The organism is Comamonas sp. JNW, assembly GCF_003105075.1.
GTDB classification, from domain to species: Bacteria; Pseudomonadota; Gammaproteobacteria; order Burkholderiales; family Burkholderiaceae_C; genus Comamonas; species Comamonas squillarum.
In genome coordinates this window covers 1-18903 of record NZ_QETI01000019.1, presented here as the reverse complement: position 1 = coordinate 18903, position 18903 = coordinate 1, and the positions used below count along the sequence as shown (strand labels likewise).

At 66.6% G+C, this 18903-nt stretch carries 19 protein-coding genes; 11 read left to right on the top strand and 8 right to left on the bottom strand.

Going from position 1 to position 18903, the window contains the following annotated elements:
* Window positions 1–68: 68 nt before the first annotated feature.
* On the bottom strand, window positions 69–2321 hold the full coding sequence (locus DCO45_RS20715; RefSeq protein ID WP_116927584.1) for an aminotransferase class V-fold PLP-dependent enzyme: 2253 nt from the start codon (window positions 2319–2321) through the stop codon (window positions 69–71).
* Between the two features lie 100 nt (window positions 2322–2421).
* Here DCO45_RS20715 and DCO45_RS20710 point away from each other — a divergent pair, with 100 nt between their 5' ends.
* The 4 genes from DCO45_RS20710 (at window position 2422) to glcF (ending at window position 6427) form a co-directional block, all read left to right on the top strand.
* Window positions 2422–2883: an Lrp/AsnC family transcriptional regulator gene (locus DCO45_RS20710; protein ID WP_027011371.1), complete on the top strand. Its 462-nt coding sequence runs from the start codon at window positions 2422–2424 to the stop codon at window positions 2881–2883.
* 75 nt (window positions 2884–2958) lie between these two features.
* On the top strand, window positions 2959–3906 hold the full coding sequence (locus tag DCO45_RS20705) for an SMP-30/gluconolactonase/LRE family protein (RefSeq protein ID WP_116927583.1): 948 nt from the start codon (window positions 2959–2961) through the stop codon (window positions 3904–3906).
* Between the two features lie 70 nt (window positions 3907–3976).
* Complete coding sequence (glcE, locus tag DCO45_RS20700) at window positions 3977–5128, top strand: glycolate oxidase subunit GlcE (protein ID WP_116927582.1); 1152 nt, start codon at window positions 3977–3979, stop codon at window positions 5126–5128.
* A gap of 33 nt (window positions 5129–5161) precedes the next feature.
* Complete coding sequence (gene glcF, locus DCO45_RS20695) at window positions 5162–6427, top strand: glycolate oxidase subunit GlcF (protein WP_116927581.1); 1266 nt, start codon at window positions 5162–5164, stop codon at window positions 6425–6427.
* A 20-nt stretch (window positions 6428–6447) separates the two neighbouring features.
* On the opposite strand, the gene DCO45_RS20690 is transcribed toward glcF, so the two are convergent.
* Both DCO45_RS20690 and DCO45_RS20685 read right to left on the bottom strand, forming a co-directional pair.
* On the bottom strand, window positions 6448–7920 hold the full coding sequence (locus DCO45_RS20690) for a gamma-glutamyltransferase (RefSeq protein ID WP_116927580.1): 1473 nt from the start codon (window positions 7918–7920) through the stop codon (window positions 6448–6450).
* 1 nt (window position 7921) lies between these two features.
* On the bottom strand, window positions 7922–9460 hold the full coding sequence (locus DCO45_RS20685; protein ID WP_116927579.1) for a hypothetical protein: 1539 nt from the start codon (window positions 9458–9460) through the stop codon (window positions 7922–7924).
* 347 nt (window positions 9461–9807) lie between these two features.
* Here DCO45_RS20685 and DCO45_RS20680 point away from each other — a divergent pair, with 347 nt between their 5' ends.
* Both DCO45_RS20680 and DCO45_RS20675 read left to right on the top strand, forming a co-directional pair.
* Entirely contained in the window at window positions 9808–10038 is a 231-nt protein-coding gene (locus DCO45_RS20680) for a hypothetical protein (protein WP_116927578.1), read from the top strand.
* 140 nt (window positions 10039–10178) lie between these two features.
* Window positions 10179–10832 carry a GntR family transcriptional regulator gene (locus DCO45_RS20675; RefSeq protein ID WP_021024713.1) on the top strand — a complete coding sequence of 218 codons (654 nt, stop codon included), beginning with the start codon at window positions 10179–10181 and terminating at the stop codon, window positions 10830–10832.
* 9 nt (window positions 10833–10841) lie between these two features.
* On the opposite strand, the gene DCO45_RS20670 is transcribed toward DCO45_RS20675, so the two are convergent.
* From DCO45_RS20670 to DCO45_RS20650, 5 genes are read right to left on the bottom strand one after another with little or no spacing between them, the layout of a single operon-like run.
* Window positions 10842–11768 carry an ornithine cyclodeaminase family protein gene (locus tag DCO45_RS20670; RefSeq protein WP_116927577.1) on the bottom strand — a complete coding sequence of 309 codons (927 nt, stop codon included), beginning with the start codon at window positions 11766–11768 and terminating at the stop codon, window positions 10842–10844.
* 37 nt (window positions 11769–11805) lie between these two features.
* Complete coding sequence (locus tag DCO45_RS20665; RefSeq protein ID WP_232539478.1) at window positions 11806–12552, bottom strand: sulfite exporter TauE/SafE family protein; 747 nt, start codon at window positions 12550–12552, stop codon at window positions 11806–11808.
* On the bottom strand, window positions 12549–12839 hold the full coding sequence (locus DCO45_RS20660) for a 2Fe-2S iron-sulfur cluster binding domain-containing protein (RefSeq protein WP_116927576.1): 291 nt from the start codon (window positions 12837–12839) through the stop codon (window positions 12549–12551). The genes DCO45_RS20665 and DCO45_RS20660 overlap by 4 nt, the downstream gene beginning before the upstream one ends.
* A 9-nt stretch (window positions 12840–12848) precedes the next feature.
* Window positions 12849–13178, bottom strand: coding sequence for a ferredoxin (locus tag DCO45_RS20655; protein WP_116927575.1), 330 nt, complete (start codon window positions 13176–13178; stop codon window positions 12849–12851).
* Window positions 13179–13187: 9 nt separating this feature from the next.
* Window positions 13188–13553 carry a 2Fe-2S iron-sulfur cluster-binding protein gene (locus DCO45_RS20650; protein WP_116927574.1) on the bottom strand — a complete coding sequence of 122 codons (366 nt, stop codon included), beginning with the start codon at window positions 13551–13553 and terminating at the stop codon, window positions 13188–13190.
* Window positions 13554–13855: 302 nt separating this feature from the next.
* Here DCO45_RS20650 and DCO45_RS20645 point away from each other — a divergent pair, with 302 nt between their 5' ends.
* The 5 genes from DCO45_RS20645 (at window position 13856) to DCO45_RS20625 (ending at window position 18506) form a co-directional block, all read left to right on the top strand.
* A complete protein-coding gene (locus DCO45_RS20645) occupies window positions 13856–14593 on the top strand; it encodes an iron-containing redox enzyme family protein (RefSeq protein WP_116927629.1) in 738 nt (245 codons plus the stop codon).
* A 90-nt stretch (window positions 14594–14683) separates the two neighbouring features.
* The gene (locus DCO45_RS20640) at window positions 14684–16141 is read left to right on the top strand and encodes an aldehyde dehydrogenase family protein (RefSeq protein ID WP_116927573.1); all 1458 of its coding nucleotides are present in this window, start codon (window positions 14684–14686) and stop codon (window positions 16139–16141) included.
* Window positions 16142–16166: 25 nt separating this feature from the next.
* A complete protein-coding gene (locus DCO45_RS20635) occupies window positions 16167–16643 on the top strand; it encodes a heme-binding protein (RefSeq protein WP_116927572.1) in 477 nt (158 codons plus the stop codon).
* A gap of 37 nt (window positions 16644–16680) precedes the next feature.
* The gene (locus tag DCO45_RS20630) at window positions 16681–17715 is read left to right on the top strand and encodes a 2Fe-2S iron-sulfur cluster-binding protein (RefSeq protein WP_116927571.1); all 1035 of its coding nucleotides are present in this window, start codon (window positions 16681–16683) and stop codon (window positions 17713–17715) included.
* A gap of 11 nt (window positions 17716–17726) precedes the next feature.
* Window positions 17727–18506 (top strand): SDR family oxidoreductase, encoded by a 780-nt coding sequence (locus DCO45_RS20625; protein ID WP_116927570.1) that lies wholly within the window; start codon window positions 17727–17729, stop codon window positions 18504–18506.
* Window positions 18507–18903: the final 397 nt, after the last annotated feature.

Here is an 18903-nt window from a genome sequence, read left to right as displayed (position 1 = left end):
GGGGCCGGACGGGTGCACAACCCGGCCGGCCTTTTTTTATGCGCCGTGCTGGCGGTTGAAATGCGTTCTCAGACGGATGCCGTGGCGCGCTCTGGCCACAGCGCCAGGCCGCCGGCCACGCTGAAGGCCTGTTGGTGGCCCAGCCGGCGCAATGCATGGGCGGCCTGGGCGCTGCGGTTGCCGCTGCGGCAGTAAAACACCACGGGGGTATCGGCCGGCAAGGCCAGCCACTGCGGCAGCGCATTGAGCAGGCCCGACAGCGGCACGGCCTGGCTGCTGGCGCCATCGTCCAGGCCAGGCGCCTGGCCCAGCTGCTGTTCATAGGACTCGCGCACATCCACCAGCAGCGCGGCGCTGCCCGCCTGCTGCAGCGCCTGGGCACGGGCCACGGGCAGCTCCACACACACGGCGGGCGTGGCGGCATCGACGCGGGCGCCGCAGGCCATTGTCTGGTAGGCGGTGGGGGCCAGGTCCTGCTCCAGCGCGGCCTTGGCAGCGGCAAAGGCGGCGGCATCGAGCTGGCCTTGCAGCACGCCGGCCAGCAGCGGCTGGGCTGCAGCTTCAACGGCCAAGGTGCAGGCAAAGCGGTTGTCATAGTCATGGCCGGGCAGCAGCAGGGTTTGCGGGCCCACGGCCCGGGCCAACAGGCGCAGGCTGTCCGCATAGGCGAGCGGCGCGCTCTGCACAAAATCGCTGCGGCCCAGCGCGCCGGGCAGCACGGTATCGCCCACCAGTGCCAGCTGCAGCTGAGTGCCTTCATGCAGCAGGTAGGCGGTGGAGTCTTCGGTGTGGCCGGGCAGCGCCAGGCGGCTTAAGCGGTAGGCGCCCAGCGTGATCTGCGTGGCGCCTTGGGGCCAGCCCAGCGCATCGACCGCGCCCGTGGCCTGCAGCGCAGCGGGAACGGCAGCGCGCAGCTCGGCCGCCGATGAGGCATGGTCGCCATGGCTGTGGGTATCGAGCACGGCCGCCAGGGTAAAGCCCCGGCAGCGCAGCCATTGCGCCAGGCGCTCGACCAGCTCGGGCAGCGGATCGACGACCACACAGCGCTGGCTGGCAGCATCGGCCAGCAGGTAGCAGCAGGCGCCGTCAACGACAAAGCGCGTCAGCAGCGGGGCTGTGCCATGGGCGGTGTCCTCAGGCGCTTCCACCAGACAGTTCGCGCGCAGTGCCGCGCCGCAGGCGCGGATGCGCTGGCAGGCCTCGGCGATCATCTCGGCCGGGTCGGCCGCGCCAAAGGACATGCGCACCGCAGCGGCCGTCTGCCAGGCGGGCAGGCCCATGGCCTCGAGCACATAGCTGGGCTGCGCCTTGCTGGCACTGCAGGCCGAGCCGCCACTCACCCGCAGGCCGGCAGCGTCAAACAGATCGAGCAGCAGCTTGGCGCTGAGGCCTGGCACGGCAAAATTCAACGTGGTGGGCAGGCACAGCGCGGGCGGCGCATTGAACACCAGGCCGGCAAAGGCCTCGCGCAGTGCGGCTTCGAGCTGGCTGCGGTGGCCCGCCATCGTGGCGGCGCTGGCAAAGCTGCTGCCGTCCTGCAGCGCGCGCAGCACGGCGCCCAGCGCGGCAATGCCGGCCATGTTCTCGGTGCCGGCGCGCAGTGCGCCTTCCTGCCCGCCGCCGGCCAGCAGCGGGGTAAAGGGCGCGCCCTCGCGCACATAGAGCATGCCCACGCCCTTGGGGGCATAGAGCTTGTGGCCGGAGAACGGCGCGTAGTCGATGCCGCGCTCTACCGGCTTGAGCGCCAGCTTGCCCAGCGCCTGCACGCCATCGACCAGCCACAGCGCCGGGCTGCCGCGCAGCGCATCGGCAATGCCGTCCAGGTCGCTGATGACGCCGGTTTCGTTGTTGGCGGCCATCGTGCACACCAGGCCGGCCGAGGGTGCCTGCGCGCGCAGCCAGGCCAGGTCATGGCGGCCATCGCGGCCCACGGGGATGGCGGCAATCGGCAGGTGCAGGCCGAGTACGGCGTTCCAGTGCTTGAGGGCCTCGGGCACGGCCTTGTGCTCGGTCGCGCCATAGAGCAGCTGCAGCACAGTGCTGTCGCCGGCCTCGCGGCGCTGGCGCAGGGCGCTCAGCGCCGACAGCACGGCGGTCTGGATGCCCTCGGTCGCACCGCTGGTGAACAGCAGCTGGCCGCTGGGCACGCCCAGCACCTGGCGCGCGGCGGCACGTGCTTCGTCGAGCAGCGCGCGGGCCTTGAGGCCGCTGCCATGGATGCTGCTGGGGTTGCCGTAGGCATCGGCCATCACCGCCAGGGCGGCGGCGCGGGCTTGGGGGAGAACGGGGGTGGTGGCGTTGGCGTCGAGGTAGATTTCCATGCCCAAATTGTCCAGCCCGGGCCGGGGAATACAGTCGCAAAATTCGCCAGCTACTGCACAATATTGGAGTTCTATTCCAGAAAATAGGAAAAAAATGAAATTGGATTCTATTGACCGCAAACTGCTGGAGTTGCTGCAGGCCGACGCGGAGACCCAGGTGGCCGATCTGGCGGCCCAGGTCGGGCTGTCGGCCACGCCCTGCTGGCGCCGTATCCAGCGGCTCAAGGAGGCCGGGGTCATCAAGCGCCAGGTGGCGCTGGTGGACCGCGACAAGGTCAATGTGGGCGTGACGGTGTTTGTGGCGGTGCGCACCAGCACGCACAGCCAGGAGTGGTTTGAGCGCTTTCGTGCGGCAGTGGCGGCCATTGCCGAGGTGGTCGAGTTCTACCGCATGAGCGGCGAGGTGGACTACCTGCTGCGCGTGGTGGTGCCCGATATCGCCGCCTACGACAAGGTCTACAAGCGCCTGATCGCCGATACCCAGCTGCTCGATGTGTCGTCGAGCTTTGCGATGGAAGAGCTGAAGTTCACCACCGCCTTGCCGCTGTCCTATATTCCATAAGCCAGCCTCGCTGCAAGCCAGGTGGCACAGATAATGCTTAGGGTTTTCCATGCAATTCATTTCTAAAGGAACGCCATGATCTGGCATACCGTGGTCAGCCAGCCCTTTGCGTTGGGGGAGTCCCCTTTCTGGCAAGCCAGCGGTGGTGTCCTCTATGGCGTCGATGTCGCTGGCAAACAGCTGTGGCGCACGATGCCCGGATCGGGCTATATGGACCGCTGGGACATGCCCGCCGAGCCCGGCTGCATTGCGCCGGCCCGCAGCGGCGGCGCGCTGGACGGCTGGATCGTCGTGCTGCGCGACCGCATCTGCCGCGCCACTCACTGGGGCGGTACCCTGCACGACATCGCCCGCCTGCCGATCGACCCGGCCACCGAGCGCGGCAACGATGGCCGCTGCGATGCGCAGGGCCGCTTCTGGGTCGGCACCATCCACGAGCCCGCCAGCGGCCCGCGCCAACCGGTGGCCGCGCTCTACTGCATCGATGGGCTGACGGGCACCACGACGGTGCGCAAGGTGCAAGATGGCGTCTCCAACGCCAATGGCCTGGCCTGGTCGCCCGACCGGCGCACCATGTACTGGGCCGATACCCCCAGCCACACGGTCAAGAAATTCGCCTGCGACGTGAGCGGCTATCCGCAAGGCGAGGGCGAAGTCTTCATGCGCTTTGATGCCAAGCCCGAGGGCTGGACCCCGGGCGAGCCCGGCTATGGCGGCCGGCCCGATGGTGCCGCTGTGGACGTTGAAGGCAACTACTGGTGCGCGATGTACGAGGGCGGGCGCGTGCTGCAGATCTCCCCGCAAGGCCGCATCCTCGCCAGCCACTACACCCCGGCGCTGTGCCCCACGATGCCCTGCTTTGGCGGCAGCGATGGCCGCACCCTGTACGTCACCTCCGCCCGCCACGGCCGCAGTCGCGACGAGCTCGCCCAGCTGCCGCTGTCGGGCTGCGTGTTTGCGATGCGCGTCGGTGTGGCCGGCCTGCCGACCCAGCCTTGGCGGGAAATCGGGCATGGGTTCTGAGAAGTCCTTCAAAGTCCCCCATCTAACTTGAGCGCCGCACGCCTGGCGTAACTGCCGCTACCATGGGGCCATGGACCAAGCTGTGGCTGCCTCTCTTTCCCCCACCGTGCTCGACTGGCAGGAGCGCGTTCGATCGGCGCATGCCCACAAGACGCCGCTGCGCATCCGGGGCGGTGGCAGCAAGGATTTTTATGGTGCGCGCCTGGGCGGCGAGGTGTTCGACACCCGCAGCTACAGCGGCATCGTGAGCTACGAGCCCAGTGAGTTGGTCGTGACCGTGCGGGCCGGCACAGCGCTGGCGGCGCTGGAGGCGAGCCTGGCCGAATGCGGCCAATGCCTGGCTTTTGACCCGCCGCATTTTGGCCCGGAGGCCACCGTCGGCGGCATGGTGGCGGCCGGCCTGTCGGGCCCCTCGCGGGCGGCGGTGGGCGCGGTGCGTGACTACATCCTGGGCCTGGAGTTGATCAACGGCCAGGGTGAGCTGCTGCGCTTTGGCGGCCAGGTGATGAAGAACGTCGCGGGCTATGACGTGTCGCGGCTGATGGCCGGTGCCTGGGGCACCCTGGGCCTGCTCACCGACATCAGCCTCAAGGTGCTGCCGATGCAGCGCGCCCAAGCGACCCTGTACTACGAATGCACGGCGCAGCAGGCACTCGACAAGCTCTCGGCCTGGCGCGCCAAGCCGCTGCCCATCAATGCCAGCCTGTGGCAGCAATCGGGCGACGGTGAGCAAGGCCATCTGCTGGTGCGGCTGCGCGGCGCAGTGGCCGCTGTGCAGTCGGCCCTGGATGGCATGGGCGGCACCATGCTGGACCACGGCCAGGCCGATGCCGCCTGGCTGGCCTGCCGTGAGCAGCAGCTGCCCTGGTTCAGTGCCATGGACCCGAGCCACGCGCTGTGGCGCCTGTCGCTGCCGGCCACGACGCCGGTGTTGCCCTGCACCGAAGAAGGCCTGCAGCCGCTGATGGAATGGGGCGGCGCGCTGCGCTGGGTGCAAGCCCCCATGCAGCATGCCCAGGCCTTGCAGGCGCTGGCCACCAGTGTGGGCGGCAGCGCCGTGTGCTTCAGGCCCGGCCCGCAGGTGGGCCTGGTCGCATCCGATGATTTTGGTTTGACGCCTGCCTCGCCCGCACTGCGCCAGGTGCAGCAGCGGCTCAAGCATGCGTTTGACCCCCATGGCATTTTCAACCCCGGCCGCCTGGGCGACTGGGCGTTGAGCTAAGCGCATCTCCGCTAATCGAGGCACCCCTGCACCATGCAAACCCAATTAGCCCCCGAATTCAAAGACACCCCCGAAGGCCAGGAGGCCGAGGCCATTTTGCGCAAGTGCGTGCATTGCGGCTTTTGCACCGCGACCTGCCCCACCTACCAGCTGCTGGGCGATGAGCTCGATGGCCCGCGCGGCCGTATCTACCTGATCAAGCAGGTGCTCGAGGGCCAGGAGCCCACACGCAAGACCCAGACCCACCTGGACCGCTGCCTGACCTGCCGCAATTGCGAATCGACCTGCCCCAGCGGCGTGCAATACGGCAAGCTGCTCGATATCGGCCGCCATATCGTCGACCAGAAGGTCGAGCGTCCGACGGCCGAGCGCCTGCAGCGCTGGGCGCTGCGCAAGGGCATGGTCTCCAAGGCCTTTGGACCGGCGCTGGCGCTGGGGCGGCTGGCCCGCCCGGTGCTGCCTGCTGCGCTCAAGGCCAAGCTGGCGCGCGTGCCGCGTGCTGGCAAGTGGCCCACGCGCACGCATGCGCGCAAGGTGCTGATGCTGGCCGGTTGCGTGCAGCCGGTGATGCTGCCCAATATCAATGCCGCCGCTGCCCGGGTGCTCGATGCCGTGGGCATCCAGACCTTGATTACCCCAGCCGCCGCCTGCTGCGGCGCGGTGCAGCAACATCTGAGCGACCCGCAGGGCGCGCTGGCGCAGGCACGCGCCAATATCGATGCCTGGTGGCCCCATGTGGAGAGCCAGCAGGTCGAGGCCATTGTGACAACGGCTTCCGGCTGTGGCGTGATGGTCAAGGACTACGGCCACCTGCTGCGCCATGACCCGGCCTATGCCGCGCGCGCCGCTGCCATTAGCGCATTGGCGCGTGACCTTTGCGAGCTGCTGCCCGACATGCTGCCCGAGCTGGAGCAGCGCCTGCAGGGCCAGCTGAACTTGCCTGAAGCCCCCCTGGCCTACCACCCGCCCTGCACCTTGCAGCATGGCCAAAAGCTGCGCGGCGGGGTGGAGACGAGCCTGCGCCGCCTGGGCTTTGACATCCGCGTCTCGCGGGTGGAATCGCACCTGTGCTGCGGCTCGGCCGGCACCTATTCGCTGCTGCAGCCCGAGATTGCGCACCAGCTGCGCGACCGCAAGATCGGCACCTTGAACCAGGCCTGCAGCGATGCGCCGCCCGCCGCGATTCTGTCGGCCAACATCGGCTGCATCTCGCACCTGCAGTCGGGCACCGATGTGCCGGTGCGCCACTGGATCGAGGTGGTGGACGAGGCGCTGGCGCCGCAAAAGCCCCAGCGCTGATGGATGGCGGCTGGTAGCGCTTAGACGGCCAGCGCCAGGCCGTCCTTGCGTTGGTCGGAGGCGCCGCACAGCTGTCCATCAGCCAGGCGCCAGATGCACTGCGCGCCGCCAAAGTCGCTGCGCCCCCCCAGCTCGCCTTCGCCGCTGGGCTCGCGGTAGCCCTGGGCCCGCAGCGCGGCGGTGATCGCGGGCGGCATGCCCGCCTCCACCGCCAACACCCGGCCGCCTTCCAGGCGCCAGCGCGGCTGGTTCAACGCGGGCTGCGGTGCCTCGCCGCCCGCCAGCAGGCGGCACAGCAGCTGCACCTGGCCTTGGGGTTGCATGGCGCCGCCCACCACGCCAAACACGCCGAGGAATTGGCCATTGCGTGTGGCAGCTCCCGGCACCACCGTGTGATAGGGGCGCTTGCCGGGCGCCGGCCCATTGATATGGCCGGGTTGCGAAAAGCCATGGCCCCGGTTCTGCAGCACAAAGCCGCCTTCGGCCACACCAATGCCCGAGCCAAAGCGCTTGAACACGCTGCTCATCAGGCTGATGGCCAGGCCATCGCCATCGACCACGGTGGTGCAGACGGTGTTACCGGCCGGGTCGGCCACGGTCTGCTGGGCATGGGCCATCGCTGCCTCCATCGCCTGCACCAGCGCGACCTGGGTGGCAGCGCTGGCCATGTCGATGGCCTGGTCCTGCATGGCAGCCAGCGCATGCAGCACCGCCACACCGTGGGTATTGGGTGGGCATTCATGGATGGTGGCGCCGCGAAACGAGGTGCTCACTGGGGTGCAGAAGTTGCCCTGGTGGGCGCTGAAATCCGCAGCGGCCAACACGCCGCCCGCTGCCTGCACCGCAGCGGCGCAAGCGGTGGGGATGGCACCCGCATAAAAGGCCTGCGGCCCCTGCGCAGCGACGGCCTGCAGCAAGCGGGCCAGCGCCGGGTTGTCAAAGCGCTCGCCAGCGCGGGGCGGGGCATCGGCGCGGTAGAGGGCGGCGCTGGCGGCATCGCGGGCAATCACCGGCTGGAACAGCGCCCATTCACGGGCAGCAACGGGGGCCACCGCAAAGCCCTGGCTGGCGGCCTGCACGGCGGCATCGAACAGCTGCGCCCAGGGGCGTTTGCCAAAACGCTGGTGCAGATCCCACCAGCCTTGCACCACGCCGGGCGTGGTGACGGACAGCGGATGGCGCTCGGGGATGCGGCACTGGGGCAGGGCCTCGACCAGGGCCGCCGTCAAAGCTTGGGGCGCACGCCCGGTGCCGTTATAAGCCAGCGGCGCCTGGCCGGACGGCACCAGCATCGCCAGCAGGTCGCCGCCCACGCCGGTGGCCATGGGCTCGACAACGCCCAGCACCGCATCGGCGGCAATCGCGGCATCGACCGCTGAGCCGCCTTGCTGCAGCTGGGCCTGCGCGGCCGCTGCGGCCAGCGGGTGGCCGGTGGCCAGCATCGCGCCCCGGCCCAGCACGCCGGGCGCGCCTTGGTGGTGCAGCTGTGCCATCTCAGCCGCCCCAGAGCGCCACGGCGGTGAAGACTGCGGCCAGCAAGCCCAGCACCACCGGTATCAGCAGCGCCCGGGCCAGCTCCAGCACATTCACGCGGGCAAAGCCTGCCACCGCAATCAGCGAGGACCAGGCGATCAAGGTGCCGCCACCCGTCCAGACCGCGCCCATCTGGCCCAGCGCGGCCAGGGCCGACACATCCATGCCCGAGGCCGGGCCCAGTGCTCCGGCGATGGTGCCGGTCAGCGGCAGGCCGGAGAAGCCCGAGCCGTCGATGCCGGTGATCATGCCCATGATGAGGACCCCCAGCGAGACCAGCAGCTGGCTGTCGGGGATCAGGTGCTGGCCGGCTTGCACCAGCTCGAACAGCAGGCTCGGCGGCGTGGTGCCCGGTGCAATGCCCAGGATGGCACCAGCCGTCTCGCCCGAGCCGATGAAGAAGAAGCCGGCAATCGGCAGCACCGAGCCCATGGCCTTGAACGCAAACACAAAGCCATCGGTGATGTGGTCAGCTGCGCCGTCGAGCATCTTGCGAAAGCCCCGGGCGGCGGTGGTGGCCCAGATCATCAGCAGCGCAGCGACGCCGCCGATCAGCATGGCCGCATCGCCACCCTTGAGCTCGGGCACCGCGCTGGTGAACTTGGGCGCGACCATCACCAAAATCACCAGCAAGAATGCCAGCGGCGTGACAACGGCAAACAGCTTGGAGGCCGAGGCCAGCGGCTGGGTCTTGCGCAGCTCGGCTTCCAGCTCCGAGTTGGTGCCCAGGTCGCCGTCGTGAGCGGTGCCCTTGGCGATCTCGGCCTTGTCGTAGGGCCCTGCCCCTTCCATCTGCGCGTCGATGCCGGCGGGGTTGAGCTCCCAGCGCTCCAGCAGCGCGCTGTCGCTGGGCACGATGAGCTTGCGCACCTTGAAGTACGACAGGAACAGCGCAATCATGCCCACCACCCAGGACAGCAGCAAGGCCTTGTCGCCCACCGCCACCGCACTGATGCCGCCAGCAGCCTTGGCGCTGATCCCTGGCGCCACGCCAATCACATAGTCCGACGACAGCGCCATGCCCTGGCCGGCAATCGCAATGGCCATCGCCCCTGCGATAGGCGGCAGGCCCGCTGCAATCGCTGCCGGCAGCAGCACGGCCGCGACCAGGGGTACCGCAGGGGTGGGCCAGAAGAACAGCGAGATCAGGTAGGTGACCAGCGCCAGGATGAAATAGGCGATGTGTCCATTTTTCATCACCGCACGGAAGGGCTTGACCATGCGGATGTCCGAGCCAAGGTCCTTGAGCGCGTTGAGCAGGGCGGTCATCAGCGCAATGATCAGAAAGATGTTGAACAGCTCCTTGGCCGCCACCATGCTGGCACCAAATATGCTTCCAATCCCGGTGATGAAGCTGCCGCTCCAGGCGAAGGCGACGACGACGGTGGCCAGTATCGATGGCACCACCACATTGGCACGGAAGGCCATGGTCACAATGATGACCAGCACCCCGGCGAGGTAGGCCCAGTGCGCAGGGCCTATAGAGACTGACGGATCCATCGCGGCTACTCCTTGGTATGTTTAAACAGCCAATTTGTATACTAAATACAATGATGCGAAAAATCATCAGGGAATACCAGAAATATTGCATTGCAACATGCGATGAACCCGGGTTAAATGTGAAAAAAAGCTGTTTTCGTATACAAAAATGGAAATGTCAGGGCACATTTGTGCGATGAAGGCTTTTGCATGCCTGGCGCTATGGTGGTGTCAGAGTCTCGTTTTTTAGGGGATTTGCGAGACGGATCAAAGGCTTGGATAGTGCAGGGTTATGGACCCAGATCAAGGACATGGATTTGTACACTGGATACACTAGGGTTATTACTAGGTTATCCAGGAGCTATTCCATGAAGAACATTGCTTCCCCCTCTGTGGTTGCCCAGCAAGACGATCTGCTGGTACTGCGTGAGCCCCGCCAAGCCTTGCTGCCGGCATCACTGGGCTGGTTGTCGGCGGTGGAAAACGCCTTTGTGCGCTGGCAGGCCAAGCGCCTGGCCGAGCTGGAGCCGGGGCGTCTGTGGGCCCAGGCACTGCAAGATACGCGCTCATTGGCCGAGATCCGCCGCGCCCGGCGCTGAGCGCAGATTTCTGTATACAAGGCAAGGCAAAGACGCTGCAAACCCTGGCTGGGCATGTAAACTGGGCGCGACCCTGAGCGGCGCATTGCAGCCAATGCGCTGGCCCTGGGGCTTGCAACGTACCCAACGGACCGACTTTCATGCCCATTGCCAACGGAGACAAAAAACCTGGACTCAACCACTCGCCGCTGACCCAGCAGCTGGTGGAGGCCTTGCGCGAGAAGATCATGTCGGGCGAGCTGGCCTCGGGCGAGCGGCTGGTGGAAGAGCGTCTGTCCGAGGAGTTTTCCGTCTCGCGCATGCCCGTGCGTGAGGCCTTGCGCCAGCTGGCGGCCAGCGGCCTGGTGATCATCGAGCCCCGGCGCGGTGCCTCGGTTGCCAAGTTCCATGGCGATCTGCTGCGCGAGCTGGTCGAAGTGCGCGCCACCCTGGAGGCGCTCAACGCACGCCTGGCTGCCAAGCGCCATGACCCCGAGCAGATTGCCGCGCTGGAGGCCTTGCTGGCCGAAGGCACCAAGAACGCCCATTCCGGCGATGGCGATGTGCTGGCTGTGCTGAACCAGAAGTTCCACCTGGCGCTGGGCAAGATTGCCGCCAACTCGGTGCTGCAAGAGGTGATGCTGTCCTTGCGCGACCGCACCGAGGTGCTGTTTGCGCCGCGCAGCCAGGCGCGTGCGCCGCAGAACTGGGAAGAGCATGCCGCCATCCTGCGCGCCGTGATCAAGGGCGATCCCGAGCTGGCCGGCCTGCTGGCCGCGCGCCATATCTACAACGCGGCCGGCATCGAGCCCTGAGTTTCCCGTTTACGATTGGCTGGCCAGGTAGTTCTGGTAGGCCACGCCAGCCAGCGCAATATCTTCCAAACCCACGCCCACGGCCTTGTACAGCCGGAGGCCCGGCTGCGCGCTGACGGCATGGCGGCCGCTGACGATATCACCCAGCTCCACCAGTTTGTCTGCGAGCGACAGACCCGGGTCGGCCAGCACCAGGTCGCCTGCTTCGCTCGTTGCCTGCTTTTTCCATTCCACCGCAATCAGCTGCGCGCGCGCCAGCAAGGCATCGTCGAGCTCGCGGGTGTGGGGCAGGCTGGAGCCAATGGCGGCGACCAGCGCATGGGGGGCGACATGCGCGCCGTTGAACAGCGGCTCTTTGGCGCGTGAGGCGGTGACGATGATGTCGGCCTCGCCCACGCCCTGGGTGTGCGCCACGCGGCGGATCTGCGCCTCGGGCAAACCGGTGAGCTGCGCCAGGCGTGCTTCCAGGCCGCTGGGCGCATAGGGGTCAAACACATCGATGCGCTGCAGCCCGAATTGCTGCACCATCTGCTGCGCATGGGCGAGGCCCTGCACGCCAGCGCCGCACAAAAACAGATGGCGCGCGTTGGCGGGCGCCAGGTGCTGGGCCACCAGCACCGTGGTGGCGGCGGTGCGCAGGCGCGTGATCGCATTGGCATCCAAGGTGGCCAGCGGCGCGCCAGTCTCGGTGGAAAACAGCAGGATGACAAAGTTGAACTGGCCGGCAATGGTGGTGTAGACCTTGGCGCCGGTCACCCCTTGCGCGGGGATGACGGCCCCCAGCGTGGACAGCTTGACGCCCCCGGCATCGGTGCGCTCGCGCGCTTGCATCGCTGCCTCGCCCGCCCCAAAGGCGGCAAAGGCGCGGTGCATGGCCTGCAGGGCTTGGTCGGTGGACACCAGGGTGTCCACCATGGCATCGGTGATGTGCAGCATGGTGTGTGTGGGGTGATGGGTTGGTGGGGGAATGCGCTCAGAGCCAGACGCGCAGCAGGATGATGCAGGCGCTGACGGCGGCGGTGCCCAGCAGCCAGCGGCGGATGGTGGCCTTGGAGATATGGCGGGCCAGGCGGTTGGAGGCGAGAAAACCGCCCAGCATCCAGGGCAGCAGCACGAGGCTGAGCAGCCACTGGTCACTGCCCATGCGGCCGACCCAGGCCAGCGCGCTGAGCGAGACGATGGTGCCGGCAAAAAAGACCACGCCCAGCGTCGAGCGCATCGTCGCCGGTGCCAGGTGCTGCATCGCAATCGCAAACGGCGGGCCGCCGGCGGCGGTGATCGTGCCCATGATGCCGCTGGCCACACCGGCAATCGACAGGTTGGTGGTGCTGGGCTGCACGCGCCAGCCCATGGTGCTGAGGCAGACGGCTGCCAGGATCAGCACCGCAAACAGAATGGACAGCGCATGGGTGCTGAACAGCACCAGCAGGCCGGTGGCCGCAAAGGTGCCGATGACGCGGCCCACCAAGGTGGCGGCAGCGACCTGGTGGTTGAGCGCCTCGCGCTCGCGCAGATAGGCCAGCAAGGCCAGCGGCGCGCCCACGGCCAGCAGCGGGCCGGGCACCAGCTCGGGGAAAAAGATCGCCGCCAGCGGCGCGCAGAACATCGCATAGCCCAGGCCGCCCACGCCCTGCATCGCAGCGCCCGCGAGCACCATCAGGCCCATGGCCAGGTAGCGGCCCCAGGAGAGCTGCTCGGCCATCGCCGTCCAGGCACTCATGCGGGTCGCACCCAGCTGACCTTGATGTCGCCGTTGACAAAGGTCTGGCAGGCCAGGCGGTGGCCGGCGGCAAACTCTTCGTCGCTGAAATGCTTGCGCTCCTTGGCCTTGATGGCATCGGTGTGGGCCAGTCCTTCCTCGATGCGGCATTTACAGGTGCCGCACAGGCCCCCGCCGCATTTGAAGGGGATGCCGCCTTTCTCGCGCAGCGACACGCGCAGCAGGTTGCTGTTTTCCGGGGCTTCGACGGTCTTGTTGTCGTTGCTGACAAAGGTGATGGTGGGCATACGGGGCAATCAGGCAGCGGATGGGGTGGCTGGCGGGGCGGTGAGGGGTGCCGGGGTCAGGGTGGCATCGAGCGCGCCGAACTGGCACAGGTGCTGCAGCTCGCTACGCGCTTGCTCCAGCGAGTCAAAGCGCTCCAGAAACTTGGATGGCACCTGGTTGGTGGTGCCGCCGGGGCCATCCTCGATCACCTGGACCTTGGTCTCGCGCAGCAACTCGCCCACGGCAAAGTGGGCCAGCAGGCGGCCGCAAAAGTGGTAGTCCCAGGCTTCGAGCAGGCTGATGTCGGCATTGGCCTGCGTGCGGTACTGGCCGGGCTTGCTGGTCAAGATCACAAACATGGGCGCTCCTCAGGCTGCAGGGGTGGCGGGCGCTGTGCCTACGGGCTGGGTGGCGCTGGCGGCGCCGGCGTTGGTGGCCGGCAGCGGCACTTGTTCCAGCTCCAGGTCCTGCTCGGGCCAGAGCTGGCAGACCAGGCGAAAGCCCTGGTCCAGGTGCGCGCCCAGCTGCTTCTTTTCTTTCCAGTTCGGCGCCGGCAGGTGCTCAGCCCCCGCCAGCACCTTGCAGGCGCAGGTGGCGCACTTGCCCATGCCGCACTGGTAGGCCAGGTGGGGATAGGGGAACTGCTTGATCCCCGCGCGCACCACCAGGTTGGCGCCGGTCTTGACCTCGCCTTGGAAGGTCTGGCCGTTCTTGTGAAAGGTGATCTGGGGCATGGGCTTCTCCGCATTGCAATTACGTATACTGTATACAAACGGATGTTGTGGATGTATTAGGGATAACCTGATGCAGTGGGAATTGGGGCTGCATTGGCGCACCTGAAAATGATGGAGCATCAAGGGATTGTGGCTATGAGAAGACGATGCTTACCTCTGAGATTTGCTGGAAATAGGGGTAAGCACTGAGGCGGAATGGGGTGTGAAAACATTGACCATGTTTTCTGTATACAGTATTCTAACTTCGTCGCTTGGATCGGTTTGACTTGGGCGACGACCCCAACATTTCAGAGGAACCCGCCATGACCAGCACATTGATGAACCGCGACGAATTCCGCGCTGCGCTTGAAAATGCCATCAAGGGCAAGAGCGCCAACAAGGCCCCTTTCAGCGTGGCCTGGGCCACAGGCCGCCTGAGCCGTGAGCACCTGGCGCGCTGGGCCGAGAACCACTACCACTATGTAGGCCCGTTTGCCGACTACCTGGGCTATCTGTATGCCCGCACGCCAGACCATATGACAGAGGCCAAGGACTTTCTGCTGGCCAATATGTATGAGGAGGAGATTGGTGGCGACCGCCACACCGATCTGCTGATCCGCTTTGCCGAAGCCTGCGGCACGACGCGCGAGCGCGTCGTGGACCCCAACAATATGTCGCCCACCACACGCGGCCTGCAGTCCTGGTGCTATGCGATTGCGATGCGCGAAGACCCGGTGGTCGCGGTGGCCGGCCTGGTCGTGGGCCTGGAGTCGCAGGTGCCGTCGATCTACCGCAAGCAGACGCCCACCTTGCGTGACAAGTACGGCTTTACCGATGAAGAGGTCGAGTTCTTTGACCTGCACATCGTCTCTGACGAAATCCATGGCGAGCGCGGCTACCAGATCGTGCTCGAGCACGCCAACACGCCCGAGCTGCAAGCCAAATGCCTGCGCATCTGCGAGATCGGTGCCCAGATGCGCCTGCTCTACACGACGGCGCTCTACCACGACTATGTCGCCAAGGACCTGCAGATCTCGCAGGAAGAGCTGCTGGCCGCCTGAGCCTGGCGGCACCCCTTTGCCCCGCGCAGCGGCGCGCCCCTGGCGGCCGCCGCTGTGACCGACCCCTCACCTCTCCAAGACCTCCCGACCATGGCCGACACCGTGCAAACGTTTCTGAACTATATCGACGGCGCCTGGGTGCCCTGCCTGCTGGGCAGCACCTTTGACAACCTCAACCCCGCCGATACCCGCGATGTGGTGGGGCGTTTTCAGGCCTCGGGCCCGGCTGACGCCGAGGCGGCGGTGCAGGCCGCGCAAAAGGCCTTTGACGGCTGGCGCAAGCTGGCCATTGGCAAGCGCGCCAAGATCCTCAACGATGCGGCCAGCTACCTGGAGCAGAACGTGGAGCAGTTTGCCCAGGAACTGACCCGCGAGGAGGGCAAGCAGCTGAGCCAGGCGCGCGACGAGTTTCTGCGCAGCGCACAAACCTTTCGTTTTTATGCCACCGAAGGCCAGACCCTGGGCGGCGAGACCTACCCGCAGGACGATGCCAATATGCATGTGTTCAGCCACCGCGAGCCGCTGGGCGTGGTGACGGTGATCTCGCCCTGGAACTTCCCCGCGTCCATCCCGGCGCGCAAGCTGGCGCCGGCGCTGATCACCGGCAACACGGTGGTGTTCAAGCCCTCGTCGGATGCACCGCTCTCGGGTCTGCGCCTGGTTGAGGCGCTGGAGCAGGCGGGTGTACCGCCAGGCGTGGTCAACTGCGTCACCGGCCGCGCTGGCGAGGTGGGGCCGGTGATCACCAATTCGCAGGCCATCCGCGCGATCTCGTTCACCGGCTCGACGACGGCCGGCACCCAGATCCACCGCACCGTGCACCTGTCCACCCGCTTGCAGATGGAGCTGGGCGGCAAGAACCCACTGATCGTGATGGAGGACGCCGACCTCAACCTGGCGGTGGACCTGGCGATCAAGGGCGGCTTCTCGCTCACCGGCCAGGCCTGCACCGGCACCAGCCGCATCCTGGTGGTGCCCAGCGTCAAGGCGGCCTTTACCGACAAGCTGCTCACGCGCGTGTCCCAGCTCAAGATCGGCAACGGCATGGCGCCGGGCATGGACCTGGGCCCCTTGGCGACGGAAAAGCAGCTGCAGACCGTGCAGCGCTACATCGACATCGGCAAGAGCGAGGCCCGCTGGCTCTGCGGCGGCGAGCGGCTCACCGGCGGCGAGTTCGACCATGGCTACTACCTGTCGCCCGCAGTGTTCACCGATGTGAAGAACAGCATGCGCATTGCGCAGGAGGAGATCTTCGGCCCGGTGCTGGCGATCATCGAAGTCGCGGACTTTGACGACGCGCTGCGCCAGGCCAACGACTCGCAGTACGGCCTGTCGGCCAGCATTGTCACGATGAACCCGCGCTACATGCATGTGTTCACCAACGAGATCCAGGCGGGCACCGTCAAGATCAACCGCACGACCACCGGCAACCTGGTCAATGCGCCCTTTGGCGGGCTGAAGAACTCCAGCACCTCCACCTTCCGCGAGTCCGGCCGCGCCGGCCTGGAATTTTTTACCCAGATCAAGACCGTCTACCGCGGTATCTGAACCCCTGACTGCAAGAGGAAACACGATGAAAAGCGCACTGAAACTGGAACTGGCAGAAGCCCGTGTGATGTCCCTGGCCGCGCTGGCCAAGGCCAAGGAAATTGGCGTGACCGAGACGGTCTGCATCACCGACGAAGGCGGCTTTCCGCTGGTGCTCGAGCGCATGGATGGCGCCCGCGTCACCGGCCCGCAGATCGCCTGGAACAAGGCCTTCACGGCAGCGGGACACAAGCGCTCCACGCACCTGTTCAACACCTTGCCCAACGGGCCGGCGTTGCCGGGCAACGAGGCCTTTGGCATCCAGTGGAGCTTTGAGGGCAAGTTTGCGGTCTTCGTTGGCGGCTACCCCATCGTCGTCAACGGCGAGGTGATTGGCGGCGTGGGCCTGTCGGGCGGCAATGGCGAGCAGGACACCGCCTGTGGCGTGGCTGCCTTGCAGGCGCTGAAAGACCACCTGGGCGCCACCGCCGATGTGCTGGTGCAGGCCGATATCAAGAAATAAGCACCAACCTACCAGCGCATAGCGCACGAGGTCTGCGATGAACTACCGCGTACAGTGGCTGCAGACGCAGCAATCGTTTGACGTGGGTGCCGATGAATCGGTGCTTGACGCCGCCACGCGCCAGGGCGTGGCGCTGCCCCATGACTGCACCTTTGGCGGCTGTGGCAGTTGCCGCATGAAGGTCGAAGAGGGCGAGTTTGCCTATGCCGACGGCGAGCTGCCGCTGGCCATGGGTGAAGAGGAGCACGCCCAGGGCTATGCGCTGGCCTGCCAGGCCCGGGCGCAGTCCGATCTGGTCATCAGCATCGCGACCGGGCCGGACAGCTCCGCGCCCACCCGCGTGCAGGCCACCGTGGCCGAGCTGCGCATGCACACGCCCGATATCTACCACCTGGCGCTCGACCTGCCCGAGGACCATGGCCTGCGCTATGTGCCCGGCCAGTACCTGAACATCTGCCTGCCCGGTGGCGCGTACCGCAGCTTCTCGATGGCCACGCCGCCGCAGGGCCGGCGCGTCAGCCTGCAGATCCGCAGGATTGCCGGCGGGCGCTTTACCGATGGCCTGCTGGCGACGATGGCAGTGGGCGATGTGCTGGAGGTGGAACTGCCCCACGGCAGCTTTTACTACCGCGCGCAGGACTACCAGCCGATGGTGTTTGCCGCCACCGGCACCGGCTTTGCGCCGATCAAGGCGATTCTTGAATCGCTGCTGGGCGATGCCGACTGCCCGCCGATCCACTTCTACTGGGGCATGCGCAGTGAGGCCGATCTGTATTTGCTCGATGAGATCGCGGCCTGGGCCGGGCAGCTCTATGAGTTCACTTTTGTGCCGGTGCTCTCGCGCCCGTCCGATCGCTGGACCGGCCGGCGTGGCTATGTGCAGGACGCCATTGCCGAGGACTTCGAGGACCTGTCCGAGCATTCGATCTACCTGTGCGGATCGCCCTCTATGATTGCCGATGCGAAAGCGCTGATGGCGCTGTCGGGCGCGGCGCTGGACAAGATCTACAGCGACAGCTTCATCTTCCAGAACGAAGCGGCCGCCGTGGCCGAGTTGAGCGAACAAAGCTGAGGAACCACACCATGGATCTGGGATTAACGGGCAAGGCCGCGCTGGTCTGGGGCGGCAGCAAGGGAATGGGCTATGCCGCCGCGCGCCAGCTGGCGCTGGAAGGGGTGGACGTGGTGATCGCCGCGCGCACCGAAAGCAGCTTGCAGGCTGCGGCGCAGGCCTTGTCGGCCGAGTGCGGCCGCCCCGTGCGCTATGTGGTGGCTGACATCACCAAGAAGGCGGGCCGCGAAGCGGCATTGGCTGCCTGCCCGCAGCCGGACATTCTGGTCAACAACTCGGACGGCTACCCGCCCGGTGACTTCCGTGACTGGAGCGATGAGACCTGGCACGAGGCGCTGGACATGATGATGGTCGGCCCCATCGACATGATGCGCCGCGTGGTCGATGGCATGCAGCAGCGCGGCTATGGGCGCATCATCAATATCGTCTCGCGCAGCGTCAAGGCGGCGCATGCCGAGCTGGGCCTGTCCAACGGCGCGCGTTCGGGACTGGTCGGCTTTGTCGCGGGCCTGGCTCGCCAGACGGTGCGCCACAACGTCACCATCAACAATGTGCTGCCCGGCGCGTTCGACCCCGATGCCCAGGCTCGCCACATCCACAAGCTCGCCCAGCAAAGCGGCCGCTCGCCGGCCCAGGTGCGTCAAAGCCGCGAGGCCGCCAACCCCGCAGGCCGCTTTGGCCAGCCCGAAGAAGTCGGCGCGCTGATCGCCTACCTGGCATCGCAGCACACCGGCTATGTGACCGGGCAGAGCTGGCTGATCGATGGGGGCGAGTATCCGGGCACTTATTGACAAAGGACAAAGCCGGGGCTGCTGGGTGGCCTGGCTGCGCGATGCAAGCGCGCAACTGGCCTTGTCTGCGTCCGTTCTAAAGCCCTGCTGCGGTGTGCAGCTGCTTACCGGGCGATGGGCTTGATTCGTTATACTTGCAGTCTTGCCTTGGGTGATCCAGGGCGTTTTGCTTTTTACCGGTGCAGCTGCTCTTGGCGGGTCTGCACTTTTTTCTGCGCCAGCCTCTGTTTATGACCGAACCGACCCTCCCCACCTCTTCTGATGCTTCCGCACCGGCACCAGCTGCGGCAGCGCCCGCAGCGGGCGGTGATACGCGTCGCCAGCCCAAGCAGGAGCGCCGCGAGCGCCCTTCAGGCCAAGCGCCGGTGCTGAACTCGGCCATGGCCGATGCGCTGCG